Raw genomic sequence first — 24,837 nt, 5'->3', positions numbered from 1 at the left:
TACTCAGGCGCTGAGGTCCAGCTCATGGACAATTTCGCTGACGTCGCCGCCCAGGTAGCGTGAGGTGAAACCCAGCGCCTTGGTCAGCCGGTGCATGGCATAGTTGTTCGCCAGGTCCCGGGAGACCATGCACTGGTAGCCATTGCGCCGTGCGGCCTCGATCAGGTGCTGCAACAGGCGGTTGCCCAAGCCTTTGCGCTGCCAGTCCTCGCTGACCGCCACCGCGCATTCGCAGTTCAAGCTGCCCGCTATGCCGGCATAGCGGCTGACGCCGACCTGTTGCAACTTGCCGTCCACATGGGCAAGTGCGACATAGGCCATGCGCTGATGCTGATCGACCGGCATCCACCGCGGGTCGAGGCTGGGCATTGCGCCACTGAGCCCGGCGATGAAACGAAAGCGCCTGGCCTCGTAGGCGATCGTGCTCAGAAAGCGCCTGTCCCGTTCGTGGTCGTCCTCGCGCAGCGGGCGGATCAACACGGCTGAACCGTCGTCAAGCTTTTCGACCCAATGTTCACAGGCTTGCGGCTGTTCGATCTGCTGCTCGTTCATGCGGCCCCCGCTGGTCTGAAGTGTGCCTCGTGCAGCCGTTATAACGCGGCCATCCGGTTCGGTTCTGACAATGGTCAAGTTCAGGGTCGATGACGGTTTTCTGATCTGCATCAAGCACCCGCGAGGCTATGCGCGGAACATCGCCTGCATCACCCTCCAATGCTGAAATGACAAGCGCCATTGCGGCGCGGGAGGTGTTCATGTCCAATGATCTTGCCTTGCCAACCTTGTTTGCCGACCGTACCCAGGCTGGACGATGCCTGGTCGAGCCACTGGCTCGCTACGCTGGCAGGTCCGACGTGATCGTGCTTGCACTGCCGCGGGGTGGCGTTCCGGTGGCCTACGAAGTCGCAGCCGCCCTCAACGTCCGGCTGGACCTGCTGGTAGTGCGCAAGCTCGGCATGCCATTTCACCCCGAGTTCGCCATGGGTGCGATAGCCAGCGGCGGAATCACTTTCCTCAATGACGACATGCTGCGGATCTATCCGGTAGACCCCGCGGTGTTCGACGCCGTGGTTGACAGGGAAACCGAGGAGCTGGCGCGGCGCGAGCAGGCCTACCGGGGAGGGCGGCCCGCCCTGCAGCTCAAGGATCAGGTGGTGATTCTCATCGATGATGGGCTGGCGACCGGCGCCACGATGAGGGCGGCGATCCAGGCTGCGCGTGCTCAGTCACCGGCGCGGATCGTGGTCGCCGTCCCGGTCGCACCGCCAGAAACGCTCGAAGCCCTGTGCGGTGAAGTCGATGAACTGGTGTGCCCGCTGGTGCCTGAGCGGTTGGTGTCGGTAGGCTATTGGTATCAGGATTTTCCGCAAACATCAGACGAAGAAGTCATGACGCTCATGGGGCAAGCCGATCACCAAGCGCTTTCCCGGAGTGCACCCCATGACTGAGTACAGGGGTGAAGTGCGCACGCAGACGATGAAGCTGCGCAAGTTGCGCACCGCCCTGATGGGGCTTCGCCGAGGCTCATACACCAAATGGATAGGTTTCGTCCTCAGGCTCAAGATGCTGTTGTTTCGGCAAGGGCAGGGCAGTCACCGGCTGGGTCTGCTCGAACCAGAGCAGCGCATCGAACTGCTCGGCCAGCACCGCCTCGAAGTAGTGGCTCAGCCGTTCGCTCTCGGGGCGATAGATAACGCCGATGGCGCGTTCGAGTAGCACCGTGGACAACACATGGCGCAACGCCTTGCGCTGTGGGTCGCGCCAGTCGCTGAGGCTGGCTGGCACGCCTGCGAGGCGGAACTGGTGCTCCCAGCTGTCGCTGCGCGAAGGACGGATTTCCTTGATCTGCATGTCGCCGTCCCAGTCATCGGCGGCGGCCACCTGGCCGCGGTCGGTGGCCATGCCGATCAGCACCGCGTCATGCCCGAAAGCGCTGCGGCAAAGCTGGCCGATGTTGAACTGGCCTTTCCAGCCCATTTCCGTGGCGCCGGCATTGCCGATATGCGAGTTGTGTGCCCAAACCACTGCCTTGGCGTGGGGACCTCGGTGTTCCAGCAGCGCGCGCAAGGTGTCGAACATGTGCCGGTCGCGCAGGTTCCAGGAAGCCGTTGAACCTCGGTAAATGGCCCGGTAGTACTGTTCCGCAGCGATGATTACGCGGGCGTTCTGCGTTGCGTTGAAGAAGGCTTCATCATTGCGGACAAGCCCTGACAGTTGCTCGGCGAGCATGACATTCAACTGCTGGACCACGGGTTGCTCGCAAGGCATGACGCCACCACGCTCGACGAAGTGCCCATACAGCGCGGGGTCGTCCTGCCAAGGCGTCAGGCAGCCGTAACGGCGGCGGGCTTCATGGGCCAGATGCGGATCGACCCGGTCCAGGTAGGCCAGGACTTCATGGATGGAATTGCGCAGGCTGTAGACATCCAGGCCGCGGAATTCCACGCGATGGTCGGTGGGCAGCAGGCGGTTGTGGCCGTGCAGCCAATGGGCGAAGGCTTTGACTTCGCTATTGCGCCACATCCAGGTCGGAAAACGGCTGAAAATATGGCGTTTCCACGCCGAATGCGTCAAGCCGCGAACGTACTGATCGACATGCCCGGCATCCGGCCAGTCGGCCTCGACGGCGACGATGTTGAAGCCGTGCTGTTCGATCAGGCGCCGGGTGATCGCCGCTCGGGCGCGATAGAACTCGCTGCTGCCGTGGCTTGCCTCGCCCAGCAGGATGACGCGCGCGTCAGCGTAGCGGTCGAACAGCGCTGCGAATGCCGGCGTATCCAGGTCCGGCAAAGGTTCGGCGTACTGATGGAGAACAGGGGCAATATCGGCAGTGTCGACCTGAAACTGCTTGCCGTAGAGTTTTTCCATCAATTTCTTCGAAGGGCTGTTCATGGGGAGACTCCCGTAGTCAGCCGCCGCGCCTTGACCCGTCAGGGTGCGGCGGCCCAGGGTCAGATCAGGGAGAGTCGGTGGATGACCTGGCTGGGGTCATCTGGGTCAGCAGCGGTGGTGAACCCCGCCGCCTTGGCCAGATCGCGCATCGCATGGTTGGCTGCTGCGTCGACCGAATACATCTGCCGCAAGCCCTTGGCCCGGGCATGGTCGATCAGGTGCTTGAGCAACAGGCGACCCAAGCCATGGTGCTGCCAGCTATCCATGACGGTAACGGCGCATTCGCACTCGTCCTTGTCGCTGGCGGTGGCGTAGCGGGAAATGCCCACTTCCTGCAATTCGCCATCCACGTGGGCCAAGGCGACGTAGGCCGCCTGCCGATCCTGATCGACCTTCATCAGCTGGTCGAGCATGGCTTCACCGGGCTCCCTGAGCTGGCACAGGAAGCGGAAATGCCGCGATTCGGGCGACAGCCGTTCGATGAAGGCTTTTTCGCGTTCTCGGTCCTTGGCTTGCAAGGGCCTGATCAACACGTGAACGCCGTTTTCAAGGGCTTCGATCCAGTATTCACCCGAAGGTTTGGGGAACGAAGGCGTTGTGTGCACACGGGAAGTCTCGGCGGGCGCCATGGCAATGTCCTCTGGGTCGAATGAACAAGGAAATTCAGTTTCGGCAGCGGATCAAGCGCTGACTTGACAGTTGTCAATTGCTTCCCACATGACCTGTCAAACCGATAGAAAAAAACGGGTATAGCCGGGGGGTAGCGTCCGACCCTTGGTCGGACAGACCGCTAACGTTTAGTGGACCCGCTAACGTTAATAGATACCCGCCTTGCAAAAAAGCAGAGGCATCGTCATGTCAGGCCCTGCGGAATTGGGGGCAAGGCCCCATGTGAAGTGCCTTGCGTGCTCGTTGAGCCGGCTTTGCCTGGCAGCCAGCCTCAGTGCCGACGAAGTGGCCAGGCTGGAGCGAATTGTCCGCCGTAACCGACCGTTGAAGCGGGGCGAGTACCTCTTCAAGGCCAATGACCCCATGGAGTACGTGTTTGCCTTGCGCTCCGGGGCGATCAAGAATTTTCTGCTGAATGCCGAGGGCACCGAGCGAGTGACCGGCTTTCTCCTACCGGGGGAAATGCTTGGGCTGGACGCTATTGGTGCCAGTCATTACCGAAGCTTTGCCGTTGCCCTGGAAATTTCACTGGTCTGCGCCATCAGGCTGGACCAGCTGGTGGACCTGTCCGGCCAGATTTCGGGGCTGCGCTATCAGCTGCTGCACATGCTCAGCCTGGGGATCCAGGGGAAGGACGAGCACCTGCGCTGCTGCCATGGGCGTGCCGAGCAGCGGTTGGCGATCTTCCTGCTGGGCATGTCCGCGCGTTATCAGGCGCGAGGGTTGCAGGCTGATGTGTTCAGCCTGCCCATGTCCCGTGGTGATATCGCCAACTATCTGGACCTCACGCAGGAAACGGTCAGCCGACTGTTCAGCCGCTTCGTCCATGCAGGTTTCATGCTGTGCGCCGGGCGTGAGGTGAGGCTCATCGACATGCAAGGCCTGGTCAACCTGACCCGCCTGGAGGCGCCCACTTGAGCGCGGCAAGCACCCGGTCATAGCGTTGTACAGGCCCGCTCTCGGGGGCGTGCCCCACCCCGATCGGGCGTGGCACATGATCCGTGCGTATCCAGATGCGCTGCGGTGCTACGCCTGTTTGCCAGCACAGTTGGGCTATCTGGCGCGCCACCTGTGGCGGTGCGCAACAGTACACCGTGTCCGGGCGGCAAGTTGTCAGCAAGTGTCTGGTTTGCCACCAGCCACTGCTGTAGTCATGCGGCAATGGCGACAGCGCCGACAGCCAGGTTCGACAATCGTCTGGCAGCAATTCGGCCGCAATGCCGTCATGTGACAGTTGCAATTGTACCCAGGGCAGCCAGCAGCGAATCTCATCCAGCGCACCCAACAAGGGCAGCAAGCCGTCGGCGCGACTGATGGCCAGCAACTTTGTACTTTGCAGGGGCAGCGGCCAAGCGCTGCCAAGCGGCCCGGAATAGTCGAACAGCTCCCCCGTCCGGCCCAGGGGCTGCGCACTCTGGGTGCTGACGATAAATTGCCCGGCCACGCCAGGTAGGGTCACGTAACTGCATGGCCAGCACGCGGTACGACCACTGAGCACGCAGTACTGGCCAGCCATTGCCTCGCTGCATGGCTGGCTAGAAAGGGCCAGGCGCACGAATTGCTGAATGCCCAGGCCGGGCAATGTCTGTAGCAAGCGGACGCTGGCACCCTCCCGGTCCATGACTGCCTCGCACTGTAATGATGACTCGCTGTAATTAGCCTAGACGGTGGCCAATCTGGCACTTTGACCAGGATCAAACCAGCGGGCGGCAGGGACTTCACGTTGTTGATAAAGGTCAAATGGGCTGCTGCGCCACGGCGCATGATCAAGGCGTCTCCCTGGGAGGCATTACTCATTCGAGGAGGACGCCATGTCAGAAGTTGCCAAGAAAGTGCCTGTTACCCCCGCCGCCACCCAGCCAACCAAAGCTTCGCCGCCCAGCGTCGAACCTTCGGAGCTGTGGCGGCCCTTCCAGCAATTGCGCCGTCAGATCGACAGCCTGTTCGAAGATTTCGGCCGGCGGCCGATGCGCATGCCGTTCAGCCACACACCGTTCGATGTCGAACCTTTCTGGCGGCGTGACCTGTTCACCCACGGGATGCCGGCCATGGACATCAGCGAGCTGGCCGAGGAGTACCGCATCAGCGCCGAGTTGCCTGGCGTGGAGGACAAGGATATAGAGATCAAACTCGTCAATGGCAACCTGTTGATCCGCGGCGAAAAACAGGAAGAAGTGGACGAAAAACGCAAGGAATATCACCTGTCCGAGCGCCATTACGGCAGGTTCGAACGGATGTTCCAGCTGCCACGTGAAGTCGACGCTGAGAAGATCAACGCCCAGTTCAACAAGGGCGTGCTGCTGGTGCACCTGCCCAAACGCGCCGAAGCCATCCATCCGGAAAAGGTGATTCCGATCAAGAGCGGTAAATGAGCACCCATCCACGCTGCATCGAGGAGCAGGGAGGCTCCGCCTGTGGAGGTAGAACATGATGTCCATTGGCAAATACTGCAACCGGGACGTGGTCACCGCACCACCCGGTATCTCCATCCATGCCGCGGCGCGGATGATGAATCAGTACCATGTCGGGGATCTTGTGCTGGCCGAAGATGTCGACCGCGAGCGTTGTCGGCCCATCGGCCTGATCACCGATCGCGACCTGGCGTTGCGGATCATTGCGCGCAACCCACCAGATGAGGAAGACCTGCATGCGGTCGATGTGCTGCCCCGGCCTCTGATCACCGCCAACCAGAACGAGGACCTGTTCGATGTGATCCTCAATATGCGCCGCGCCAATATTCGACGTATTCCGGTAGTCGATGATTTCGGCTTGCTGGTCGGAATCGCTACGGCGGACGACCTGGTGGGCCTGCTGTCGGACCACCTGCACGAATTGTCACTGCTGATCCGTCAACAGAGCCGGCGTGAGGAAGATCTTCGCGGCGAAGACCTTTGAGCGCCCCCGTGCGTGATGACGATAGGAGGCTGGCATGAGTGATTTCCCCGGTACTGAAGAGCTCGAAAGCCTGGACGCCTATTGGCGGGCGGCAAACTACCTCACCGTTGGCCAGATCTATCTGCAGGACAATGCCTTGTTGACCAGGCCTTTGACCTTGACCGATGTCAAACCTCGGCTGCTGGGCCACTGGGGGACTTCGCCGGGGCTCAACCTCGTCTATACCCATCTGAACCGGTTGATTCGCCAGTACAGCCTCAATGTGCTGTTCGTAACTGGCCCTGGCCACGGCGGTCCTGCCCTGGTCGCTCAGGCATACCTCGACGGTACCTACACCGAGCTCAATCCATCGGTCGAGCGCAACGCACTTGGAATGGCCCGGCTCTTTCGGCAGTTTTCCTGGCCTTATGGCATTGGCAGCCATGTCGGTCCCCATGTGCCTGGGTCCATTCACGAAGGGGGCGAACTGGGCTATTCGCTGGCCCATGCCTATGGTGCCGCCCTGGACAATCCGCAACTGATCGTGGCGTGCGTCATTGGTGATGGTGAGGCCGAAACCGGGCCACTGGCTGCCAGCTGGCATTGCAACAAGTTCCTCAACCCCGCCCGCGACGGTGCGGTGCTGCCCATCCTGCATCTGAACGGCTACAAGATCGCCAACCCCAGCGTGCTGTCGACGATCAGCGAGGAGGAACTGACCAGCCTCATGTATGGCTATGGTCATGATCCCTATTTTGTCGAGGGTGACGAGCCTATGGAGGTCCATCGCGCGTTGGCCAGGACGCTGGATGTCATCTACGAGAAGATCAGCCAGATACAGCGCCTGGCGCGACATGCCGAAGACCCGCATGCGGTCGATAGGCCATTGTGGCCGGTGCTGATTCTTCGTACCCCCAAAGGGTGGACGGGGCCCAGGTACGTGGATGGGCAACGCGTAGAGGGCACCTGGCGGTCCCATCAGTTGCCTTTGGCGGACCTTGACAAAGCGCCGCACCTGATGCAGCTGCAACAATGGCTCGAAAGTTACCGTCCCCATGAGCTTTTTGACACACAGGGCACGTTGCTGCCTGAGCTGGCCGCGCTGACCCCGACTGGCCGGCGGCGCATGAGCGCGAACCCCCATGCCAACGGTGGTCTCTTATTGCGGGCACTGGATTTGCCGCACTACGCCGATTACTGCGTGCCGATACCGGGCCCCGGTCAGGTGCGGGCCGAGGCAACCAGAGTGCTGGGCGGTTATGTGCGCGATGTCATGAAGAACAGCATCGCGTCGCAGAATTTCCGCCTGTTCGGCCCCGACGAAACGGCGTCCAACCGTCTGGATGCGGTATTTGAGGCGACCGACAAGGTGTGGCTGGATGCTCGGGCCAGCGATGATAGAAACCTTTCGCCACAGGGGCGGGTCATGGAGATCCTCAGTGAGCACATCTGCGAAGGCTGGCTGGAGGGCTATCTGCTGACGGGCCGCCATGGCCTGTTTTCCTGCTACGAAGCCTTCATCCATATTGTCGATTCGATGATCAACCAACATGCCAAATGGCTCAAGACAGCTGCCGAGGTGCCCTGGCGCAAGCCGATCGCCTCATTGAACATCCTCCTGACTTCGCATGTCTGGCGGCAGGACCATAATGGTTTCTCGCACCAGGACCCGGGCTTGCTCGACCTGCTGGCAAACAAGAAGGCCAATCTTGCGCGGATCTATCTGCCACCTGACGCCAATTGCCTGTTGTCGGTGGCTGAGCATTGTCTGCGCAGCCGTGGGTACATCAATGTGATCGTCGCCGGCAAGCAGATGGAGTGGCAATGGCTCGATAGCGAAGCGGCCGCCGTGCATTGCCAGTCAGGTATTGGACGCTGGGGCTGGGCCTCCCACGATGACGAGATGCCCGAGGTGGTGCTTGCCTGCGCGGGCGATGTGCCGACACTGGAGGTGCTGGCGGCGGTTACACTGCTGCGGGAGCAGGCTCCTGATGTGCGCGTGAGGGTGGTGAATGTCGTTGACCTCATGGCGCTGCAACTGTCGCAACAGCATCCTCACGGGCTGTCCGACAGCGACTTCAATGGGCTGTTCACCGAAGATCGACCGGTCATCTTCGCCTTCCACGGTTATCCGGCGTTGGTCCACCGCCTGATCTACAAACGTGCCAACCCGCAACGCTTTCATGTGCGCGGTTTTCGCGAAGAGGGCGCAACCACCACGCCGTTCGACATGGCAGTCATCAACAACCTCGACCGCTACCAGCTGCTGCTCGATGTGTTCGAGCGCGTGCCACGCTTGCAGCCCCAGCTCGAACAGGCCCGCGTCCGTTACTGGGCAATGATGCAAAGGCACAAGCTCTACCTCATCGAACATGGCGAAGACTTGCCTGAAGTTGCGCAATGGCGTTGGGCTTCACCACCAGGTGCCTGACGCATCCTGACTTGGCCTTCCAGTACTTCTGCATTCCGAGGTCCAGGAAAAATGCGGGCCAGGTGATCAACACCATCGTGGGTATTCCGGGCAGGATCGGCGGTTCATTTAGTGGACTCGACCAACACATAGGTGGCGGGCTCATTGGCCTGCGGTAGCAACGCGGGGAACTCCTCGGGGGTGATGCTCTCTTTGGCCAGCAACAGCCGCGCGCCTGCATCCAGGTCGTTGCGGCGCTGCTCCAGCAAAGACCGGGCACGGCCATAGGCTTCTTCGAGCAAGCCGCGGATGGCCAGGTCGATCTCGCGCGCAGTCTGCTCGGAGTAGTCCTTGTGCGCCTGGTGCAGTATCGAGTCTCCCAGAAAGCCGGCTTGTTGCCGCTCCAGTACCGCCTGGCCCAACACCGGGTTCATGCCGAAACGGGTGACCAGCTGGCGGGCTATGTCGGTGGCGCGCCCCAGGTCGTCGGCGGCGCCCGTGGAGACCTGGCCGAACGCAAGGTGCTCGGCGGCACGCCCGGCCATCAGCACGACAAGGCGGTCGCGCAGCATCTGCGCGCTGATCAGGAAGCGGTCATCGGTCGGCCGCTGCAGGGTGTAGCCCAGTGAACCCGCGGCGCGGGGAATGATCGACACCTTGTGAACCGGGTCCATCGCCGGCAGGCTGCTGGCGGCCAGGGCATGGCCCATTTCATGGTATGCCACCACCTGGCGCTCGTCGCTGCGCAACACGCTGCCTTTGCGTTCGACGCCTGCCACCAGGCGCTCGACCGCCGCGGTGAAATCCTGCAACTCGACCCACTGGCTGGAGCGCCGGGTGGCAACGATGGCCGCCTCGTTGACCAGGTTGGCCAGGTCGGCGCCGGTCAGGCCCGGGGTGATCTCGGCAATCCGCTCGCAGTCCAGGTCGTTCTTGTAGATGATCTTATGCAGGTGGACTTTGAGGATCGCCAGGCGGCCCTTGCGGTCGGGTCGGTCGATGAGAATCTGCCGGTCGAAGCGCCCGGCACGCAGCAGCGCCGGGTCCAGCACTTCCGGGCGATTGGTCGCTGCCAGCAGCACCACGCCTTCACGCGGGTCGAAGCCGTCGAGCTCGGCGAGCAACTGATTGAGGGTTTGCTCTTTCTCGTCATTGCCGCCAAAGCTGCCGACGCCGCGCATCTTGCCCAGCGCATCCAGCTCATCGATGAAAATGATGCAAGGTGCGGCATGGCGGGCCTGGTCGAAGAGGTCACGCACCCGCGCGGCACCGACGCCCACGAACATCTCCACGAACTCCGAGCCGGAGATCGAGAAGAATGGAACCGCCGCTTCCCCGGCGATGGCCTTGGCGACCAGGGTCTTGCCGGTGCCGGGTGGGCCTACCAGCAGCGTGCCCTTGGGCACATGGGCGCCAAGGCGCGCATACCACGCCTTGTTTTTCAGGAAGGACACGATCTCGGTCAGCTCGCCCTTGACGTCGTCGATACCGGCCACGTCGGCGAAGGTCACCTGGGTGTCATGCTCGACATAGACCCGCGCGCGCGACTTGCCCACCCCCATCAACCCGCCCAGCCCCTGTTTCTGCCCCAGGCCATGAAACAGGAAGTACCACAGCACCAGCATCATCACCAGCGGCATCAACGCGGCCACCACGGTCGCTACCCTGCTGTCCTCGACGACGCCAGAGAATGCCACTCCAGAACGCCCCAGCTGCGCGCTCAGTGCCGGGTCGACGCGCACGGTGGAGAATACCGAGCGGCCATCGATCGGCTCCTGCAGCCTGCCGAGGATACGGTCGTGCTCGATATGGAGGTCGCTGACCTTCTGCTGATCGAGCAATTGCAGGAACTGGCTGTAAGGGATGGCCAGCACGGCTGGCTGGTTGAACAGGCCGAACTGCAGGGCAGCGAGCACCGCCAGGCCGGCTGCCAGGAAGTAGAGCTTCCAGGGCTGATCCTTGTTCATGACCAACTCTCCTCGGCGCGCGACGCTAGGCGATCAACAGATAATCTTCGACCTTGCTGACGCCCGGCACCGACCAGGCCGCACGCTCGACCACTTCTCGCTCGCGCAGCAAGTGCACCTTGCCTTCCAGCTTGACTACGCCGTCCTGCACCGTCACACCGATGCTGGCGGCGTTGATATCGGGTGTGACTTCCAGCTCTTCGAGCACAAGGTCTCGCAAGTCAAGGTCGTTCATGATCGGCTCCGGTAGCGGCTGGGGGAGGGGCTGAAGTGCCCTGAGCCCTTGTTTTTACCCTTGTGCCGGCCAGCGCGATTGATAAAGGTCAAACCCGGTGAACAGGGCGCTCGCGGTTGACAAATGTCAGGCTGCGGCGCATGCCGCAACCGATACTCAGCGTGTCTTGGACATGCACGAGGGTATGGTAATGCGACGCTATGTGCTTTGCGGGTGGGCAAGCCTGCTGCTGATGACCGCGTCCGGCTGCACGGCGTGGCGCGCCGAGGAGTACGATGCGCGCCTGGAATCGGCGGAGAACAATGCCGCCACCGCACGGTTGCGCGCCGATCAAGTGTGCTACCGCATCGATCTGGTCGAGCAGACCGCCAACGAGGCACTGCGACGGGCGATCCAGGCTCAGGACGAGGTGCAGCAGCTGCGCCAGCAAGCCAGACGCAAGTAGCCCGCCATGCTACGTCGATGGCTCGACCCCACACTGTTGATGGTCTGCCTGCTGGCCTTGCTGACTGGCGGCGTGGCCTATGCTGCGCAGCGACCTGCCTGGGCCGCGCTGGTCTGGGCAACTGGCGGCCTGGTCATGGCCGGAGTCCTGGCGGTGGAAATGCTCAGGCGCCTGGCCCGGGGGGAGGCCGGTATCGACCTGATTGCCTTGTTGTCGATCACCGCCGCGCTGGCGCTGGAGAACATGCTAGTGGCTGCGGTGGTGGCGCTGATGCTGGCCACCGGCCGAGCCCTTGAAGCGTTCAGCGTGCGTCATGCCGAGCGCGAACTGCGCGCGCTGATCGACCGGGCGCCGCAACGTGCCTGGATCCAGGAACAAGACGGGCTGCGCGAGGTTGCGGTGGACCAGGTCAGGCCAGGTCAAGCCGTGCTGGTGCGCCTGGGTGAGATCGTGCCAGTGGACGGGCGCCTGCAGAGTCCACAGGCCACCCTGGACGAGGCGGCACTGACCGGGGAGTCGTTACCCGTCACTCGCCAGTGCGGCGAGTCGGTGGCCAGCGGGGTGTGCAACGTCGGCGCGCCGTTGGTGCTAGTGGCCACGCAGACCGCGGCGCAGAGCACCTACGCTGGCATCGTGCGTCTGGCCGAGACGGCACGTCAGTCACGGGCGCCTTTCGTGCGCCTGGCTGACCGCTACGCGCTGGCCTTCATCCCGCTCACGTTGCTGGTCGCCGCGCTCGCCTGGTGGGTCAGTGGCGACCCGCAACGCGTGCTGGCGGTGCTGGTGGTCGCCACGCCTTGCCCCTTGATATTGGCGGTGCCGATAGCCGTGCTGTCGGGCATCTCGCGAGCGGCGCGGCGTGGCATTCTGGTGCGCGATGGGGCGGTACTGGAGGCGCTCGCCGGGGTCCGTCAGGTCTTTCTCGACAAGACCGGTACCTTGACCAGCGGCCATGCCCGATTGCAATCGATCGAGCTTAACGGGGAGGGCGCGCCGCTGCAGATCTTGCAGTGGGTCGCGTCGTTGGCCCAGGCATCCACCCATCCGATCGCGCGGGCTATTGTCGACGCGGCCCTTGCGCGGGGCCTGAGCCTGGCGGCGCCGCAACTGGTGCAGGAGGCTCCAGGCCAAGGGGTGGCCGGCCAGGTACAAGACAAAGCCGTGCGCTTGGGGCAGCTGGCTTACGTGCAGCAGGGCAGGGCGGCGGGCCCTTGGGCACAGGCGTGCTTGCAGCAGCTCGACTATCTGGCCAGCAGTGGCAGTTTCGTGGCCGTGGACGGTGAATTGAAAGCGATGCTGCGGCTGGCCGACGATGTGCGCCGGGAAACACCCCAGACCCTGCGTCGGCTTCGAGCGCGCGGGATCGACAAGATTGTCATGCTGACTGGCGACTGCCCCCAGACGGCGCAAATGATCGCATTGACGGCGGGTATCGATGCGCTTCACGCTGGCCTTTCACCGCAGGACAAGGTCCGTCTGGTGCAGGAAGGTTGCCGAGGAGGCCGCACGCTGATGGTCGGGGACGGCATCAATGATGCGCCGGCACTGGCTGCCGCCGATGTCGGGGTTGCCATGGGCGCGTCCGGCGTGACTGCCTCGGCGCAGTCAGCCGGCGTGGTCTTGCTGGTCGACAGGCTGGACCGTCTGGTCGAAGCGCTCGATATCGCCCGGCACGTCGTGCACATCGCCCGGCAAGGCGTGTGGGTGGGCATGAGCCTCTCGCTGCTGGCCATGCTGTGCGCTGCGGCCGGCTACCTGCCTGCGGTGATGGGGGCGGTACTGCAGGAAGGCATCGACTTGTTGATCATCCTCAATGCCCTGCGCGCCCTCGGCCCGGTTAACGGCGATGGCCGCAACGGGTTGCCGGCCGCGAACCTGCTGCGCATGCAGGACGAGCATCGGCAACTGGACGGGTTGTTGACCGAACTGAGCCAGATGGCGCGGGACTTTGCCAGCCGCCCTGCAGAGCAGGCGCGGGCCGACCTCAGGCACCTGGTCGCCGCCCTGCATGGCTTGCTGGAACGCCATGAGCGGGACGACGAGCAGCGGCTGTACCCGCTGTTGAGCCGGTACCTGGGGGGCGAGGACCCGCTCTCGGCGCTCAGCCATACCCACCGGGAAATGTTCAGGCTGATCCATTTGCTGACACGCATGAACGAGGATTTCGCCCAGGCCGGCGCCACCCCGAGCGCCGATGAAATCCAGCACCAGCTCATACGCCTGGATACCCTGGTGAACCTGCATTTCGACCAGGAAGAGGCCTTGTACCGTTATCTTGACCAACATTGACTGGCAACTGTTGCGCCGCTGCCCGGTCCCGGTCTACTTGCTCGGTGCCAGCCGGCCGGCGTTGCCAATCAGCCGTGGATTGCCAGGATGCTCGAATGCACCTTGTACAGGGTTTGCTCGGTGGTACTGCCGATGACCTTGGCCAACCCTTCATGGTAAAGCGTGCCCATGACAACCACATCGAAGCCATGCTGGTTGGCGTACTCGCTGATGGCACTGCGGGCAGCCCCGCGTATCAGGTGCAAGTGGTCCGGCTTGATGCCGTAGTGGCCCGCGAACCGGGTCAGGCGCTCCCGCGCTCTACCCGCCAAGTCTTCGATCACTTCGTTGGTCCATGCCACGGGGGCGGCGGCGTAGGCGACGAAGCTGGGGCTGGGTTCGTAGGCCTGGAGCACATGCAGTTGTGCCCTGCAGCGCTGCGCCAGTACCTGTGCAGCCTGCAGGATTCGGTCGTTGCACTTGTGCACCGCAGGGTCATCTTCGACCAGATCCACGGCCGCCAGCACCCGCACAGGCAGTGCTGCGTCAGCCTGAGCTACCAGGTGCAACGGAATCGGGCAGTGGCGCAGCAACTGCCAGTCCAGTGGCGTGAGCAGGGCACGGCTGACGACGGTTTCGTGGCGGATGTCCTTGATCAGCATTTCCACGCGGTGCAGTTGCGCCAGGCGGATCAGGTCCTTGAGTGGATCATCATCATCCAGTGTTTCGGCATAGGCGGTAATGCCCTGCTCGCCAAGCGCTTTCGCCTGCTCGTGTAGCCATGCCTTGCGGTGCTCGGCGTCTTGCTTGCGGGCACTGCTGCGCAGCAGCTGGTCAAGGGTGGTCAGGCGTGACGGAAGTTGGCTCAGCACCACCAGGTGCAACGTGGCGCCTGTGGCCTTGGCCAGCGCTTGTGCGCGCGCCAGGGCTGGCGAGGCGTGCAGGTCCGGGTGGCATATCAGTAGCAGTCGCGTTAAAGCGTTCATGATGGCCTCCGCAGCGAGGGGCCGCCGCAATGACGGCACACGGGCTCAGACCTAGGGTGGCGCGATGGCGCCTGGGGGCCTTGATTTTTATCAAGAACGCACCGGCAACTGCTTCGATAATGACAAGCGTACGCCAACCAACTGCCGCGCCGGGAGGTGCCCGATGAACCCGTATCGCCGGATTCTGCTGATCATGACCGAGGCCCAGCCCAATGCCGCGCTGTCCCGTGCCATGGCCTTGGCTTTGGCGTCTGGCGCTGCCCTGCACGTGCTCGGTATTCATGAGCCCGGCGAACTACGTTTGCGCCACGAGTTGCAGGCAGCCCCGCTGCCGTCCGTTTCGTTCGTGCACTTCAGCACAGCGCTCAAGGCACTGCTCGACGAACAGCCGGCAAGGGGGGTACGCCCAAGTTTCGAGGCCGTGGAAACCTCCGATCCCCGCGACCTCGTGCCGGCCTGCATCGCCCGCTACGCGCCCGACCTGGTGATCAAGGGCTGCACGGGCTGTTCGCTGATCGATCAGCTGGCCCGCACCTCGCTTGACCAAGTGCTACTGCATGCAAGCGAGGTGCCGTTGATGTTCGTGCCGGAGAATGCCCCACCCCTGCCAGGTAACGTGCTTGTCGCGGTGGATGTCTCCCATCCCTCGCCGCTCAATGACGCGCTGGTCGCGGCTGGTCAGCAACTGGCGATGCAATGCCACAGCCAGTTGCAGCTGCTTTCGGCTTACGACCTGCCCATCGCCATGCTGGCCAACCCGCACCTCGCCGGCCCTTGGGCGGACGAAATGCGTGAATCACTGCAATTCCCGTTCGATGCGTTGGCCGACGCCCATGGCATCGCCCACAGTCATCGGTTCTTCAGGGAAGGTGCGCCGTTGCGCGTCATCAAGTCCCATATCGCGACGCAGGGGATCGATGTGGTGGTGGTCGGCGCCGTGCAGGCCCGACGGTGGGCCAAGCTGATCGGCGATACCACCGAACGGCTTGTCAGTCGGGCGCCGTGCAGCATCCTGACGATCAGGCCCGCAGCCGGCAGTTGATTCAGGCGCAATCGTGGGTCCGGCCATGGCGTAGGTAGTCGCAAGGTACTGCGCGTGGAACTGTCCGAAATATTTTGTTCTTGAAGCGTGGGGGATGGCTGCTGGCGGCCTCGTCGGATCTTTATTTCCCGCATAGTTGACCTAAGATAACTTCTGCCGCCTTTCAGATCGTTGCATTGCGCGCACAGTGATAGCGTTCATACATACGCTTATCGTCCCGAGGCGTGCCCATGTATCAGAACCTGGCTGTTCTCACCGCCTTGCTGGTGCTGTACGCCAGCCTGGCCGGCGCGCTTGAATCCAAACCTGTCAATGGGCCGCTGGTGTTTCTGCTGGCGGGCCTGGCGGCGGGGCCGTCCGGGCTTGGGTTGTTGAACCTCTCGTTGGACCGCAACGATCTTCGATTGCTGGCCGAGCTTACCCTCTCAATCGTCCTGTTCAACGATGCCGCCAAGGCCGACCTGGGCCAATTGCGCCAATCCAGTAGCCTGCCCCTGCGTCTGCTGGCCCTGGGTCTGCCGCTGACATTGATTGCGGGCTGGCTTGCCGCGTGGCTGCTGTTCCCACAGATGCCCTGGCTTGAGATGGCGCTGTTGTCGACGATACTGGCGCCGACCGATGCGGCCCTTGGCAAGGCAGTCGTGAGCAACCCCGAGGTGCCGGCCAATGTGCGCGAGAGCCTGAATGTCGAAAGCGGATTGAATGACGGCATATGCGTGCCGGTACTGCTCTTGCTGTTGGCATTGTTGATGGAGGCTCACTCGACGATGCCGTTTGCCTTGGCGGGTTATTTCTTCGTGGAGGAGTTGGGCATAGGTGTGCTGACGGGGGCGGCGCTTGCTCTGTTGGTGGGCGGGTTGTTCCGTCTGTCGCAACGCCATTGTCTGCAGATCGAGGCCTGGCAGCAGTTGGTGATGCCCGCGTTGGCATTACTGAGCTTCGCGTGCGCCCAGGCATTGGGGGGGAGCGGCTTCATCGCCGCGTTTTGCGCAGGGTTGCTGACAGGCTACCTGTTCAACCGGGAAACGCAGCCGTTGATCGTCACCGGTGAGTCGTGCGGTGAAGCGCTGTCGTTGCTGACTTGGGTGGTGTTCGGTGCCTACGTGGCGCCCAAGGCTTCGCAGATCCTGTCGCCCTCCGTCTGGTTTTACGCACTCGCCAGCCTGTCGCTGGTGCGGATGCTGCCCGTCTGGCTCAGCCTGGCGGGCAGCACACTCAGCGCCGAGAGCCGCTTGTTCATCGGCTGGTTCGGCCCCCGTGGTCTCGCTTCCATCGTTTTCGCGATATTGATACTGGGTGCGCCGTTGCAAGAGGGTGGCACGATCATCGCGTGCGCCATCGCTTGCGTCATGCTCAGCGTGGTATTGCACGGCGTGAGTGCATTGCCGGGGGCGCGCCGACTGGGGCGCAGCGCCCGATAATAATGGCGTGACAGGCGATCGACCAATTCCATCGAAACACTTGCGTGCAGGAGAGCATCATGAGTGATCCAGCAAAGAAAATGGGCTTGGTCGGGCTCACGACCCTGGTAACGGTGAACATGATGGGTTCGGGTATCATCATGCTGCCGGCGAGCATGGCACAGATCGGCGCGGTCTCGCTGCTGTCCTGGGTTGTCACGGCAGTGGGCTCGATGGCTATCGCCTACTGTTTCGCCCAATGCGGCATCTACTGCACGCGTCCTGGTGGCATGTCAGCCTACAGTGAGGAGGCCCATGGCAAGTCGGCGTTCTTCTTGTGCTCGTACCTTTACTTTCTTTCATTGATGATCGGCAACGTAGCCATCGGTATCTCCGCCGTGGGCTACCTCACGCCGTTCTTTCCTTGGCTTGGGAGTGGTGCCATACCGCTGCTGGCAGGGGCGGTCGCGCTGATCTGGTTTACCACATTGGCCAACCTAGGGGGGGCCGAGATCACCGGCCGGCTGGGCGCCATCAGTGTATGGGGCGTGATTGTGCCCGTTGCCGGTCTGAGCCTGATCGGTTGGCACTGGTTCAGCCCCACCCTCTTTCAAGAGGCCTGGAACCCGGGGCACATACCCGTCGCCCAGGCCGTTACCAGTAGCATCCCTCTGACGCTGTGGGCGTTCCTGGGCATGGAGTCAGCCGCGCAGAACTCCGATGCGGTGGAAAACCCGAAGCGCAATGTGCCCCTGGCCTGTTTACTCGGCACCCTGGGCGCAGCCGTGGTGTACATTCTTTCGACCAGTGTCATTCAAGGCATCGTGCCCAACCCGGACCTGGCCAATGCCAGTGCCCCGTTCGCCATGGTGTACGCGCGGATGTTCAATGACAGTGTCGGCAACGTCATCATGGGGTTGGCGGTGATCGCCTGTGTGGGCTCGTTGCTCGGCTGGCAATTCACCTTGGCTGAAACCGCCAAGGTCACAGCCGGGCAGGGGCTGTTCCCAAGGCTGTTCACCCGCACCACGGCCCGTGGCGTGCCGTTGGCCGGCATGCTGACTTGCGCCGTACTGCAGAGTCTGATTGCGCTGTCGACACTCTCGCCAAACGCCAGTGCCCAGTTCAGCAAACTGGTCAACCTGGCTGCCGTGACCAATATCATTCCCTACATCACCTCGCTGACCGGGTTGCTGGTGATCATGTACAAGGCACAGGTTGAAATGGCCATTTTTCGCCGTAATGCCGCCATCATGGTGCTTGCGGTGTGCTATTGCTTCTATGCGCTTTATGCCTCGGGCCTGGAAGCGGTGTTCGGCGCGGCGTTGATCATGGCGCTGGGCTATCTGCTGTTTGGCTTTATCGCCAAGCGTTTCGTCAAGGCTCTGGACATGATCGGAGGTGCATCATGATCAAGCTGTCGAAACTTGCCGGTTTGTGCCTTGCGAGTTTGCTCTTGGGCGGGGCAATCGACGGCGAGGCGGTCGCCGCTGAAGGGCTGGACCGCTTGCGTGACAGCCAGGTGCTCACCCTTGGCTACATGGAGGGCTTCGCGCCTTTCTCGTCAGGCAGCGAGCAGGCCCCGCAAGGGTATTCCGTGGAGCTTTGCGATGCAGTCGCCAAACACCTTCGCCAGTTGCCAGGGATGACCGGGCTGCAGGTGCGCTGGCGCGCTCTGTCAGAGCCACAGAGCCTTACAGCCTTGGCGGCGGGCGACATCGACCTGCTGTGCACACCCATGGTGGAAACCGTCAGCCGCCGCGGAGTTGCGGACTTTTCCATTCCGGTGTTTACCTCTGGCCTGGCTGTGCTGGTAAGGCGCGATGCGCCGGATACCTTGTTGGGGCCGCTCAGTGGCCGGTCGGGCGATAACGGTCCACGTTGGCGTGCGACAATCAACGCGGGCCTGAGCAAGCATAGCTTTGCGGTATTGCGTGGGTCATTGAGCAGTCGTTGGGCGCAAGGGCGGATCCGCCAGCTGGGTTTGCAATCCACGCTGGAGGAAGTATCGACGTATGAGGAGGGCGTACGGCGTGTGGCCGAACGCAAGGTCGACGCGTTCTTCGCAGACCGGGTCATCCTGCTCGCGCTGCAGGCCCGACAGGCCGAACGGGAACAGCTGGTGGTGCCGGATCGTTTGTTCGTCATAAGCCGGGTAGCGCTGCCGATGCGTCGGGGTGATGATGAATTCCGGCTGCTAGTGGACAGCGCCTTGAGCAAGGCGCTCTCCGCGGTTGAGGGCGAGGCCTTGTTCGTTCGTTATCTAGGCCCGCTTTCCGACCAGGACCGGCTGCTGCAAAGCCTGTATCCGTTACCGGATTGATTGGCCGGGATGGTGATCACCGGTACCACCAGAGCTACGTGTCGGGCCGAAATAACATGCGTACCGCCTCTCTTAACCACTGATTGCCACGGTCCTGATGATATCGCGCATGCCAATGTTGTTTGACCGTAAACCCATCGACGGTAAACGGGCAGTCGTGCACCCTTAACCCGTGTATATCGGCAAGCGTCTGCCCGATGTGTCGCGGCAACGTTGCCACAAGATCCGTCGAGCCGACAATCATCCCTAATCCAAGGAACGCCGGCAGCTCCAGCATGATCCTGCGTTCGATGCCAGCGCGCGCCAAGCCGGCCTCCAGTAACTTCTGTCCGGTCCCGGCACTGACCTGTACATGCCCTTCGGCACGGTAGCGCGCCACGGTCAGCCCATTTGCCAGGCGTGGATGCTGAGCATTGCTCAGGCACACCCAATCCTGGTCGAACAGTACCTGTTGATACATTCCCCCACCGAGCCACGGCACGAATCCGATCGCAAGGTCCGCCTCGCCGGACTCCAGCGCGCTTTCGGTATTGCCATCGATGCGCGCTGCCTCCAGGTGGATTCCCGGCGCATGGGAACGCAGGTGGTTGAGAATGCTCGGCAGCAAGGTGATATGGCTGGCATCACTGACGCACAGGCGAAAGCGCCGCTGCGCTGTGGCTGGAATGAATTGGGGTTCCCAGGCGGTCAGACGGCGCAGGGATTCCAACACTTCACGGCAGGGTCCGATCAACTGGTCGGCACGGGGGGTAGGCGCCATGCCGGTCGGCGTGCGCACGAACAGCGGGTCGTTCAATTGTTCGCGCAGCCGCGCCAGCCAGATGCTGATGGTCGGCTGACTCTGCCCGAGCTGCTCGGCCGCGCGGGTAACGCTGCGGCAGTGATACAGCATGTCGAACAACTGCAGCAGCTTTGGTTCAGGCAGTGGCTCCAATGCGCTCATTATTGCGATTCTCAATAGCGGTATTGAGCTCATTGTATAGTCTAAATAAGCCCGTATGCATAAGGTGGTCGCAAATCACAGGAGGTCTGCGACGTGAAAATCTGCATTCTGGGTGCCGGTGCCCTGGGTTGCGCCATTGGCGCGGCGTTGAGCGAGGCGGGGCATGAAACCTGGCTGTTGAACCGTGGCCGTGCGCATGTCGAGGCGATGAACCTGAAAGGTCTGCAGGTGCAGGACGAACGCGGCGAGCGCTCGGTACGGGTCAACGCGACGACCTGCGCCGAAGACATAGGCGCGGTCGACCTGGTGGTGGTGTTGGTCAAATCGTTCCACACCGCCGATGCAATCGCTGGTGCCACTGCGCTGTTCGGGCCGCAAACCCTTGTGCTGTCGCTGCAGAATGGCCTCGGCCATGAGGACATCCTGGCAGAGGCCGTGGGCCGCGAGCGGGTGCTGGCCGGCAAGACCTACGTCGGCGGCGTGCTGCTGGCACCCGGTTCGATAAGCGCCGGCGTAGCAGGCAAGCAGACCTTCATTGGCGAACTCGACGGCCAGATAACGCCGCGCGTGCAGGCCATTGCAGAGGCTTTCAACGGCGCCGGTCTGGTCACCACGGTCAGCGACAACATCCTCGGCACCATGTGGGACAAGCTGCTGGTCAACGTCGCGACGGGCGCGTTGAGCGGCATCACCATGCTCAGCTATGGCCAGCTGTACAGCGAGCCACTGCTCGAAAGCACCGCAAAGGCGGCCGTGGCCGAGGCCATCGCCGTTGCCGAACGGGCGGGCATTCGCCTGGGCCTGACCAGTCCCGAAGCGGCATGGACGCTGGCCGCCGAGGGCCTGCCGGCAAGCTTTCGTACCTCGATGCTGCAAAGCCTGGAAAAGGGCTCGATCACCGAAATCGATTTCATCAACGGCTCCGTCGTGCGCTGGGGCCAGCGCCATGGCGTTGCCACACCCGTCAACGCGACCTTGGTGGCCTGTATCAAAGGCATCGAACGCGCGATGGCCGATCACCAGAAAAGGGATACTCCATGAGTCAGCCGAAAGCCTATCTCGAACACGTTGCCTTCTGGGTGCGGGACATTCAGTGGCATATCCGTTTCTTCAACGAAGTGTGCGGTATGACCATGCGGGAAGTGCAGGGCGACGTCGAGCAGCCGACGCAGTACTGGACGCTGGGCGGCCTGCAGTTCATTCACCAGCCTGACTTCACTGGGCCGGAGGGTCGCATGGCCCACCTGGGCATCATGTGCGAGGACCTCGAAGCCGCCCTGGCCACAGCCCAGCGCTTCGGCGTCAGCGAAATGCCTCAGGGCCGCAACTGGCTGCGCCTGCCCGACGGTTTGGCGGTTGAGTTCATCCAGGCCTCGCCGGCCAAATGCGTCGCCCAGGCACTGGCCATCGACCCACGTGCGGAGGCATCGGCATGAGCGTAGTGGAAAAATTCTGGGACGATGCCCGCGAAGGCGATGAATGCCTCAGCCCCACCTACACGGTAACTCGCGAGCGCATCCTGGCCTACGCCGACCTTACCGGCGACCACACCCCGGTCCATGTCGATGAGGCATACGCCAATGCCAGCCATTTCGGCTGCCTGGTCGCCCACGGCTTGTTCGGGTTGTCGATCGCCGACGGCCTGAAGACCCAATGTGAATACCGCTTCGTGCCTGGCATGTCGCTGGGTTGGACGTGGGATTTCGTGCTGCCGATCAAGGTCAACGATGTGCTGCATGTACGCATGCGCGTGGGGGCGATGCGTCCCAGCAAAAGTCGCCCGGGCTGGGGCATCGTGGTACTGCCGTCGGAACTGATCAACCAGAATGGCGAAGTCGTGCAGCGCGGCGAGCACCGCCTGATGGTGCCGAGGAGGGCAGAAGCATGAGCCAGGCATTGCCATTGGCGGGTATCCGCGTCATCGACTACAGCCACTTCCTCGCCGGCCCTTATGTGGGGCGCTGCCTGGCCGCGCTGGGTGCCGAGGTGATCAAGGTCGAACGGCCGGGTAGCGGCGATGCCGGCCGTCAGCATGCGTTCACCCTAGATGACCAGCAGAGCGGCTACTTCCTGCAACTGAACATGGGCAAGCAGGGCGTCAGCGTCAATATGAAGGACCCGCGTGGCAAAGCCTTCATGCAACGCCTGACCGATTCGGCCGATGTGTTCATCGAAAACTATCGCCCAGGTGCCCTGGACAAGCTTGGGCTTGGCTATGCCGAGCTGTCGGCGCGCAACCCGCGTCTGGTGTACTGCTCGATCTCAGCCTACGGTCACACCGGACCGGATGCCCACCGCGCCGGCTTCGGGCTGATTGCCGAAGCCAAGAGCGGGATCATGCAGATGGTTGGCGTGCCGGGCGAGGCGCCGCCGTTGCTGCGCATTTCCCTGGGCGACATGTACACCGGTATTCATGCTGTTGCGGCGATCAACGCGGCGTTGCTGGGCAGGGTCAGCTCTGGACGCGGACAACATATCGACATGGCCCTGTATGACACGCTGGTGTCGATGCACGAGTATGCGGTGCAGTGCTACACGTTGTCCGACGGCACGGTGCTACCGGAGCAGACCGGCCATGACATGCCGACCTCGACCCTGTATGGCGTCTTCCGCGCAGGCGATGGTGACCTGGTCATCGCCGCTCAGGTCGACGACGCCTGGCAGCGTTTCGCTGCCATGGTCGAGGCCAATGGCGGCCCGCCCGGGTTCGGCAGCGATAGCCGCTACCATAACCTCAATGGCCGCAATGCACATCGCGAGGCGATTCTCGCCGTGGTCCGCGATTGGGTCGGCGCGCGTCGGGTCGCCGACATCCTGCAACTGCTCGATGGCATTGACATTCCCAGCGCCAAAGTGCAACGCATCGACGAAGTGCTGGCCGACCCGCAGATCCAGGCTCGCAACATGGTCATCGAACAGCAGCACCCGCGCTACGGCACCTTGCGCTTGCCCAATCTGCCGTTCCGCTTTTCTGATTGCGATACCACGATCCATCAGGTGGCCCCGGACCTTGGCCAGCATAATGCCGAAGTCGCTGCCGGGCTTGGCTTCAGCCCCACAGAAATCACCGCCATGCAAGCGGACGGTGTGCTGTTCACCCACGGAGATGCACGATGAGCGACCGCTATGCAGTGATCGGCCGACCGATCAACCACACCAAATCCCCCTTGATCCACGGCCTGTTTGCCCAGGCCAGCGGCCAGACCCTGGCGTACGGCGCCATCGAGGGCGAACTCGAGGGGTTCGAGACCCAGGTGCTGCAATTTCGCAGCGATGGCGGGCTGGGCATGAACATCACCGCGCCTTTCAAGTTGCGCGCCTTCGAGCTGGCCGACCGGCGCAGCGAGCGGGCTCAGCTGGCACGGGCGGCCAATGCGCTGAAGTTCGAGGATGGCCATATCTTCGCCGAGAACTTTGATGGCATTGGTTTGTTGCGTGACATCGAAGAGAACCTCGGTGAGCCGCTGCGCAACCGTCGGGTGCTGATGCTCGGCGCCGGTGGCGCGGTTCGTGGGGCGTTACTGCCGTTCCTCCAAGCGGGCCCGAGCGAGCTGGTGATCGCCAACCGCGACATGGCCAAGGCGGTGGCTTTACGCAATGAATTGGGCCACCCGCTGCTACGTATCAGCCGCTACGAGGAGCTGGAAGGGCAGGCGTTCGACATCGTTGTCAATGCCACCTCTGCAAGCCTTACCGGTGAACTGCCGCCGTTGCCTGCTGATGTGTTGGGCGCGACGCGGCTGGCGTATGAGTTGGCTTATGGCAAAGGCCTGACGCCATTCCTGCGTCTGGCGCAAGCACAAGGCGTGACGCGCTTGGCCGACGGTGTGGGCATGCTGGTGGAGCAGGCGGCGGAAGCGTTTGCCTGGTGGCGTGGGGTGCGTCCCGAAACCCGCGCCGTGATCGACCGACTGACCATTCCTCTGGAGTAAGCCCATGGCTGCCAATGTGCTGATGTTGCATGGTATCAACCACAACATGTTCGGCAAACGCGACCCGCGCCAGTACGGTACGGTGACGCTGGCCGATATCGACCAGGCCTTGCAGGCGCTGGGCGAGGAACTGGGGGCGCGGGTCGAGAGCTTCCAGACCAACTTCGAAGGCGCCATGTGCGAGCGAATCCATCAGGCATTTGAAGATCGGGTGGATGCTGTGCTGATCAATGCCGGGGCATGGACGCACTACAGCTATGGCATCCGCGATGCGTTGGCCATCCTCGAGGCGCCGGTGGTTGAAGTGCACATGTCGAACATCCATGCCAGAGAGCCGTTCCGCCACCACTCGGTGTTTGCAGATGTGGTGCGTGGACAACTCTGTGGGTTTGGCGTTGAGAGCTACCTGCTGGCGTTACGGGCGGCCATGCGCATGTTCTGAGATGCAGTGTTG

General features: G+C 62.6%; 25 protein-coding genes and 1 pseudogene. 18 read left to right on the top strand and 8 right to left on the bottom strand.

Translation table 11 applies throughout. The features are described 5' to 3' along the window. Positions 1 to 3: 3 nt before the first annotated feature. Positions 4 to 552 carry a GNAT family N-acetyltransferase gene (locus E8E68_RS10760; protein ID WP_266029162.1) on the bottom strand — a complete coding sequence of 183 codons (549 nt, stop codon included), beginning with the start codon at positions 550 to 552 and terminating at the stop codon, positions 4 to 6. A 200-nt stretch (positions 553 to 752) separates the two neighbouring features. Here E8E68_RS10760 and E8E68_RS10755 point away from each other — a divergent pair, with 200 nt between their 5' ends. Further along, positions 753 to 1,445, top strand: a complete 693-nt coding sequence (locus tag E8E68_RS10755) for a phosphoribosyltransferase (protein ID WP_266029163.1) — start codon at positions 753 to 755, stop codon at positions 1,443 to 1,445. A 76-nt stretch (positions 1,446 to 1,521) separates the two neighbouring features. On the opposite strand, the gene E8E68_RS10750 is transcribed toward E8E68_RS10755, so the two are convergent. Together E8E68_RS10750 and E8E68_RS10745 are read right to left on the bottom strand one after the other, a co-directional pair. Beyond that, the gene (locus tag E8E68_RS10750) at positions 1,522 to 2,889 is read right to left on the bottom strand and encodes an erythromycin esterase family protein (protein WP_266029164.1); all 1,368 of its coding nucleotides are present in this window, start codon (positions 2,887 to 2,889) and stop codon (positions 1,522 to 1,524) included. Positions 2,890 to 2,948: 59 nt separating this feature from the next. Further along, on the bottom strand, positions 2,949 to 3,518 hold the full coding sequence (locus tag E8E68_RS10745; RefSeq protein ID WP_266029165.1) for a GNAT family N-acetyltransferase: 570 nt from the start codon (positions 3,516 to 3,518) through the stop codon (positions 2,949 to 2,951). A gap of 226 nt (positions 3,519 to 3,744) precedes the next feature. Here E8E68_RS10745 and E8E68_RS10740 point away from each other — a divergent pair, with 226 nt between their 5' ends. Next, complete coding sequence (locus tag E8E68_RS10740) at positions 3,745 to 4,476, top strand: helix-turn-helix domain-containing protein (RefSeq protein ID WP_266029166.1); 732 nt, start codon at positions 3,745 to 3,747, stop codon at positions 4,474 to 4,476. Here E8E68_RS10740 and E8E68_RS10735 read toward each other — a convergent pair. Next, positions 4,445 to 5,179, bottom strand: coding sequence for a hypothetical protein (locus tag E8E68_RS10735; protein WP_266029167.1), 735 nt, complete (start codon positions 5,177 to 5,179; stop codon positions 4,445 to 4,447). The two genes, E8E68_RS10740 and E8E68_RS10735, sit on opposite strands and share 32 nt — an antisense overlap. Before the next feature lie 190 nt (positions 5,180 to 5,369). On the opposite strand from E8E68_RS10735, the gene E8E68_RS10730 reads away from it, so the two are divergent. Genes E8E68_RS10730 through E8E68_RS10720 form a run of 3 tightly spaced genes read left to right on the top strand, consistent with a single transcriptional unit; the run spans position 5,370 to position 8,863 of the window. Beyond that, a complete protein-coding gene (locus E8E68_RS10730) occupies positions 5,370 to 5,930 on the top strand; it encodes an Hsp20/alpha crystallin family protein (RefSeq protein WP_280341211.1) in 561 nt (186 codons plus the stop codon). Positions 5,931 to 5,988: 58 nt separating this feature from the next. Further along, positions 5,989 to 6,453: a CBS domain-containing protein gene (locus tag E8E68_RS10725; RefSeq protein ID WP_266029169.1), complete on the top strand. Its 465-nt coding sequence runs from the start codon at positions 5,989 to 5,991 to the stop codon at positions 6,451 to 6,453. Between the two features lie 34 nt (positions 6,454 to 6,487). Then, positions 6,488 to 8,863, top strand: coding sequence for a phosphoketolase family protein (locus E8E68_RS10720; RefSeq protein WP_266029170.1), 2,376 nt, complete (start codon positions 6,488 to 6,490; stop codon positions 8,861 to 8,863). A gap of 104 nt (positions 8,864 to 8,967) precedes the next feature. On the opposite strand, the gene ftsH is transcribed toward E8E68_RS10720, so the two are convergent. Both ftsH and E8E68_RS10710 read right to left on the bottom strand, forming a co-directional pair. Continuing rightward, on the bottom strand, positions 8,968 to 10,809 hold the full coding sequence (gene ftsH, locus E8E68_RS10715) for an ATP-dependent zinc metalloprotease FtsH (protein WP_280341208.1): 1,842 nt from the start codon (positions 10,807 to 10,809) through the stop codon (positions 8,968 to 8,970). Positions 10,810 to 10,834: 25 nt separating this feature from the next. After that, the gene (locus E8E68_RS10710) at positions 10,835 to 11,044 is read right to left on the bottom strand and encodes a BON domain-containing protein (RefSeq protein WP_280341206.1); all 210 of its coding nucleotides are present in this window, start codon (positions 11,042 to 11,044) and stop codon (positions 10,835 to 10,837) included. A 190-nt stretch (positions 11,045 to 11,234) separates the two neighbouring features. Here E8E68_RS10710 and E8E68_RS10705 point away from each other — a divergent pair, with 190 nt between their 5' ends. The 3 genes and pseudogenes from E8E68_RS10705 to E8E68_RS26875 all read left to right on the top strand — a co-directional run. Further along, complete coding sequence (locus E8E68_RS10705) at positions 11,235 to 11,489, top strand: outer membrane lipoprotein OprI (protein ID WP_266029173.1); 255 nt, start codon at positions 11,235 to 11,237, stop codon at positions 11,487 to 11,489. 6 nt (positions 11,490 to 11,495) lie between these two features. Then, positions 11,496 to 13,778 carry a heavy metal translocating P-type ATPase gene (locus tag E8E68_RS10700; RefSeq protein ID WP_280341203.1) on the top strand — a complete coding sequence of 761 codons (2,283 nt, stop codon included), beginning with the start codon at positions 11,496 to 11,498 and terminating at the stop codon, positions 13,776 to 13,778. Further along, positions 13,768 to 13,858, top strand: a pseudogene (locus tag E8E68_RS26875) (universal stress protein); the annotation flags it as partial. The gene E8E68_RS10700 and the pseudogene E8E68_RS26875, both read left to right, overlap by 11 nt. Here E8E68_RS26875 and E8E68_RS10695 read toward each other — a convergent pair. Then, positions 13,847 to 14,743 carry a universal stress protein gene (locus tag E8E68_RS10695; protein WP_266029175.1) on the bottom strand — a complete coding sequence of 299 codons (897 nt, stop codon included), beginning with the start codon at positions 14,741 to 14,743 and terminating at the stop codon, positions 13,847 to 13,849. The pseudogene E8E68_RS26875 and the gene E8E68_RS10695 sit on opposite strands and share 12 nt — an antisense overlap. Before the next feature lie 163 nt (positions 14,744 to 14,906). Between E8E68_RS10695 and E8E68_RS10690 the strand changes: the two genes are divergently transcribed. The 4 genes from E8E68_RS10690 to E8E68_RS10675 all read left to right on the top strand — a co-directional run bounded on the left by E8E68_RS10690 (position 14,907) and on the right by E8E68_RS10675 (position 19,508). After that, positions 14,907 to 15,785 (top strand): universal stress protein, encoded by an 879-nt coding sequence (locus E8E68_RS10690; protein ID WP_280341199.1) that lies wholly within the window; start codon positions 14,907 to 14,909, stop codon positions 15,783 to 15,785. A gap of 230 nt (positions 15,786 to 16,015) precedes the next feature. Then, positions 16,016 to 17,206: a cation:proton antiporter gene (locus E8E68_RS10685; RefSeq protein WP_280341196.1), complete on the top strand. Its 1,191-nt coding sequence runs from the start codon at positions 16,016 to 16,018 to the stop codon at positions 17,204 to 17,206. Between the two features lie 59 nt (positions 17,207 to 17,265). After that, positions 17,266 to 18,597, top strand: coding sequence for a putrescine-ornithine antiporter (gene potE, locus E8E68_RS10680; RefSeq protein ID WP_266029178.1), 1,332 nt, complete (start codon positions 17,266 to 17,268; stop codon positions 18,595 to 18,597). Next, a complete protein-coding gene (locus E8E68_RS10675) occupies positions 18,594 to 19,508 on the top strand; it encodes a transporter substrate-binding domain-containing protein (RefSeq protein WP_266029179.1) in 915 nt (304 codons plus the stop codon). The genes potE and E8E68_RS10675 overlap by 4 nt, the downstream gene beginning before the upstream one ends. A 34-nt stretch (positions 19,509 to 19,542) precedes the next feature. Here the strand turns inward: E8E68_RS10675 and E8E68_RS10670 are convergent, their stop codons facing one another. Further along, positions 19,543 to 20,451, bottom strand: coding sequence for a LysR family transcriptional regulator (locus E8E68_RS10670; RefSeq protein WP_266029180.1), 909 nt, complete (start codon positions 20,449 to 20,451; stop codon positions 19,543 to 19,545). A gap of 93 nt (positions 20,452 to 20,544) precedes the next feature. Here E8E68_RS10670 and E8E68_RS10665 point away from each other — a divergent pair, with 93 nt between their 5' ends. From E8E68_RS10665 to aroQ, 6 genes are read left to right on the top strand one after another with little or no spacing between them, the layout of a single operon-like run. Then, the gene (locus tag E8E68_RS10665; protein ID WP_266029181.1) at positions 20,545 to 21,492 is read left to right on the top strand and encodes a ketopantoate reductase family protein; all 948 of its coding nucleotides are present in this window, start codon (positions 20,545 to 20,547) and stop codon (positions 21,490 to 21,492) included. Continuing rightward, positions 21,489 to 21,887 carry a VOC family protein gene (locus E8E68_RS10660; RefSeq protein WP_266029182.1) on the top strand — a complete coding sequence of 133 codons (399 nt, stop codon included), beginning with the start codon at positions 21,489 to 21,491 and terminating at the stop codon, positions 21,885 to 21,887. The genes E8E68_RS10665 and E8E68_RS10660 overlap by 4 nt, the downstream gene beginning before the upstream one ends. Beyond that, complete coding sequence (locus E8E68_RS10655) at positions 21,884 to 22,339, top strand: MaoC family dehydratase (RefSeq protein WP_266029183.1); 456 nt, start codon at positions 21,884 to 21,886, stop codon at positions 22,337 to 22,339. The genes E8E68_RS10660 and E8E68_RS10655 overlap by 4 nt, the downstream gene beginning before the upstream one ends. Then, entirely contained in the window at positions 22,336 to 23,568 is a 1,233-nt protein-coding gene (locus tag E8E68_RS10650) for a CoA transferase (protein ID WP_280341191.1), read from the top strand. Before E8E68_RS10655 ends, E8E68_RS10650 begins: the two co-directional genes overlap by 4 nt. After that, complete coding sequence (gene aroE, locus E8E68_RS10645) at positions 23,565 to 24,383, top strand: shikimate dehydrogenase (protein WP_280341188.1); 819 nt, start codon at positions 23,565 to 23,567, stop codon at positions 24,381 to 24,383. Before E8E68_RS10650 ends, aroE begins: the two co-directional genes overlap by 4 nt. A 4-nt stretch (positions 24,384 to 24,387) precedes the next feature. Beyond that, positions 24,388 to 24,825: a type II 3-dehydroquinate dehydratase gene (gene aroQ, locus E8E68_RS10640; RefSeq protein WP_266029186.1), complete on the top strand. Its 438-nt coding sequence runs from the start codon at positions 24,388 to 24,390 to the stop codon at positions 24,823 to 24,825. Positions 24,826 to 24,837: the final 12 nt, after the last annotated feature.

This window comes from Pseudomonas sp. BN607 (assembly GCF_029871175.1).
Lineage (GTDB): Bacteria > Pseudomonadota > Gammaproteobacteria > Pseudomonadales > Pseudomonadaceae > Aquipseudomonas.
Note: the sequence above shows the minus strand (reverse complement) of the source record. Positions and strands in the feature narration are given on the sequence as shown.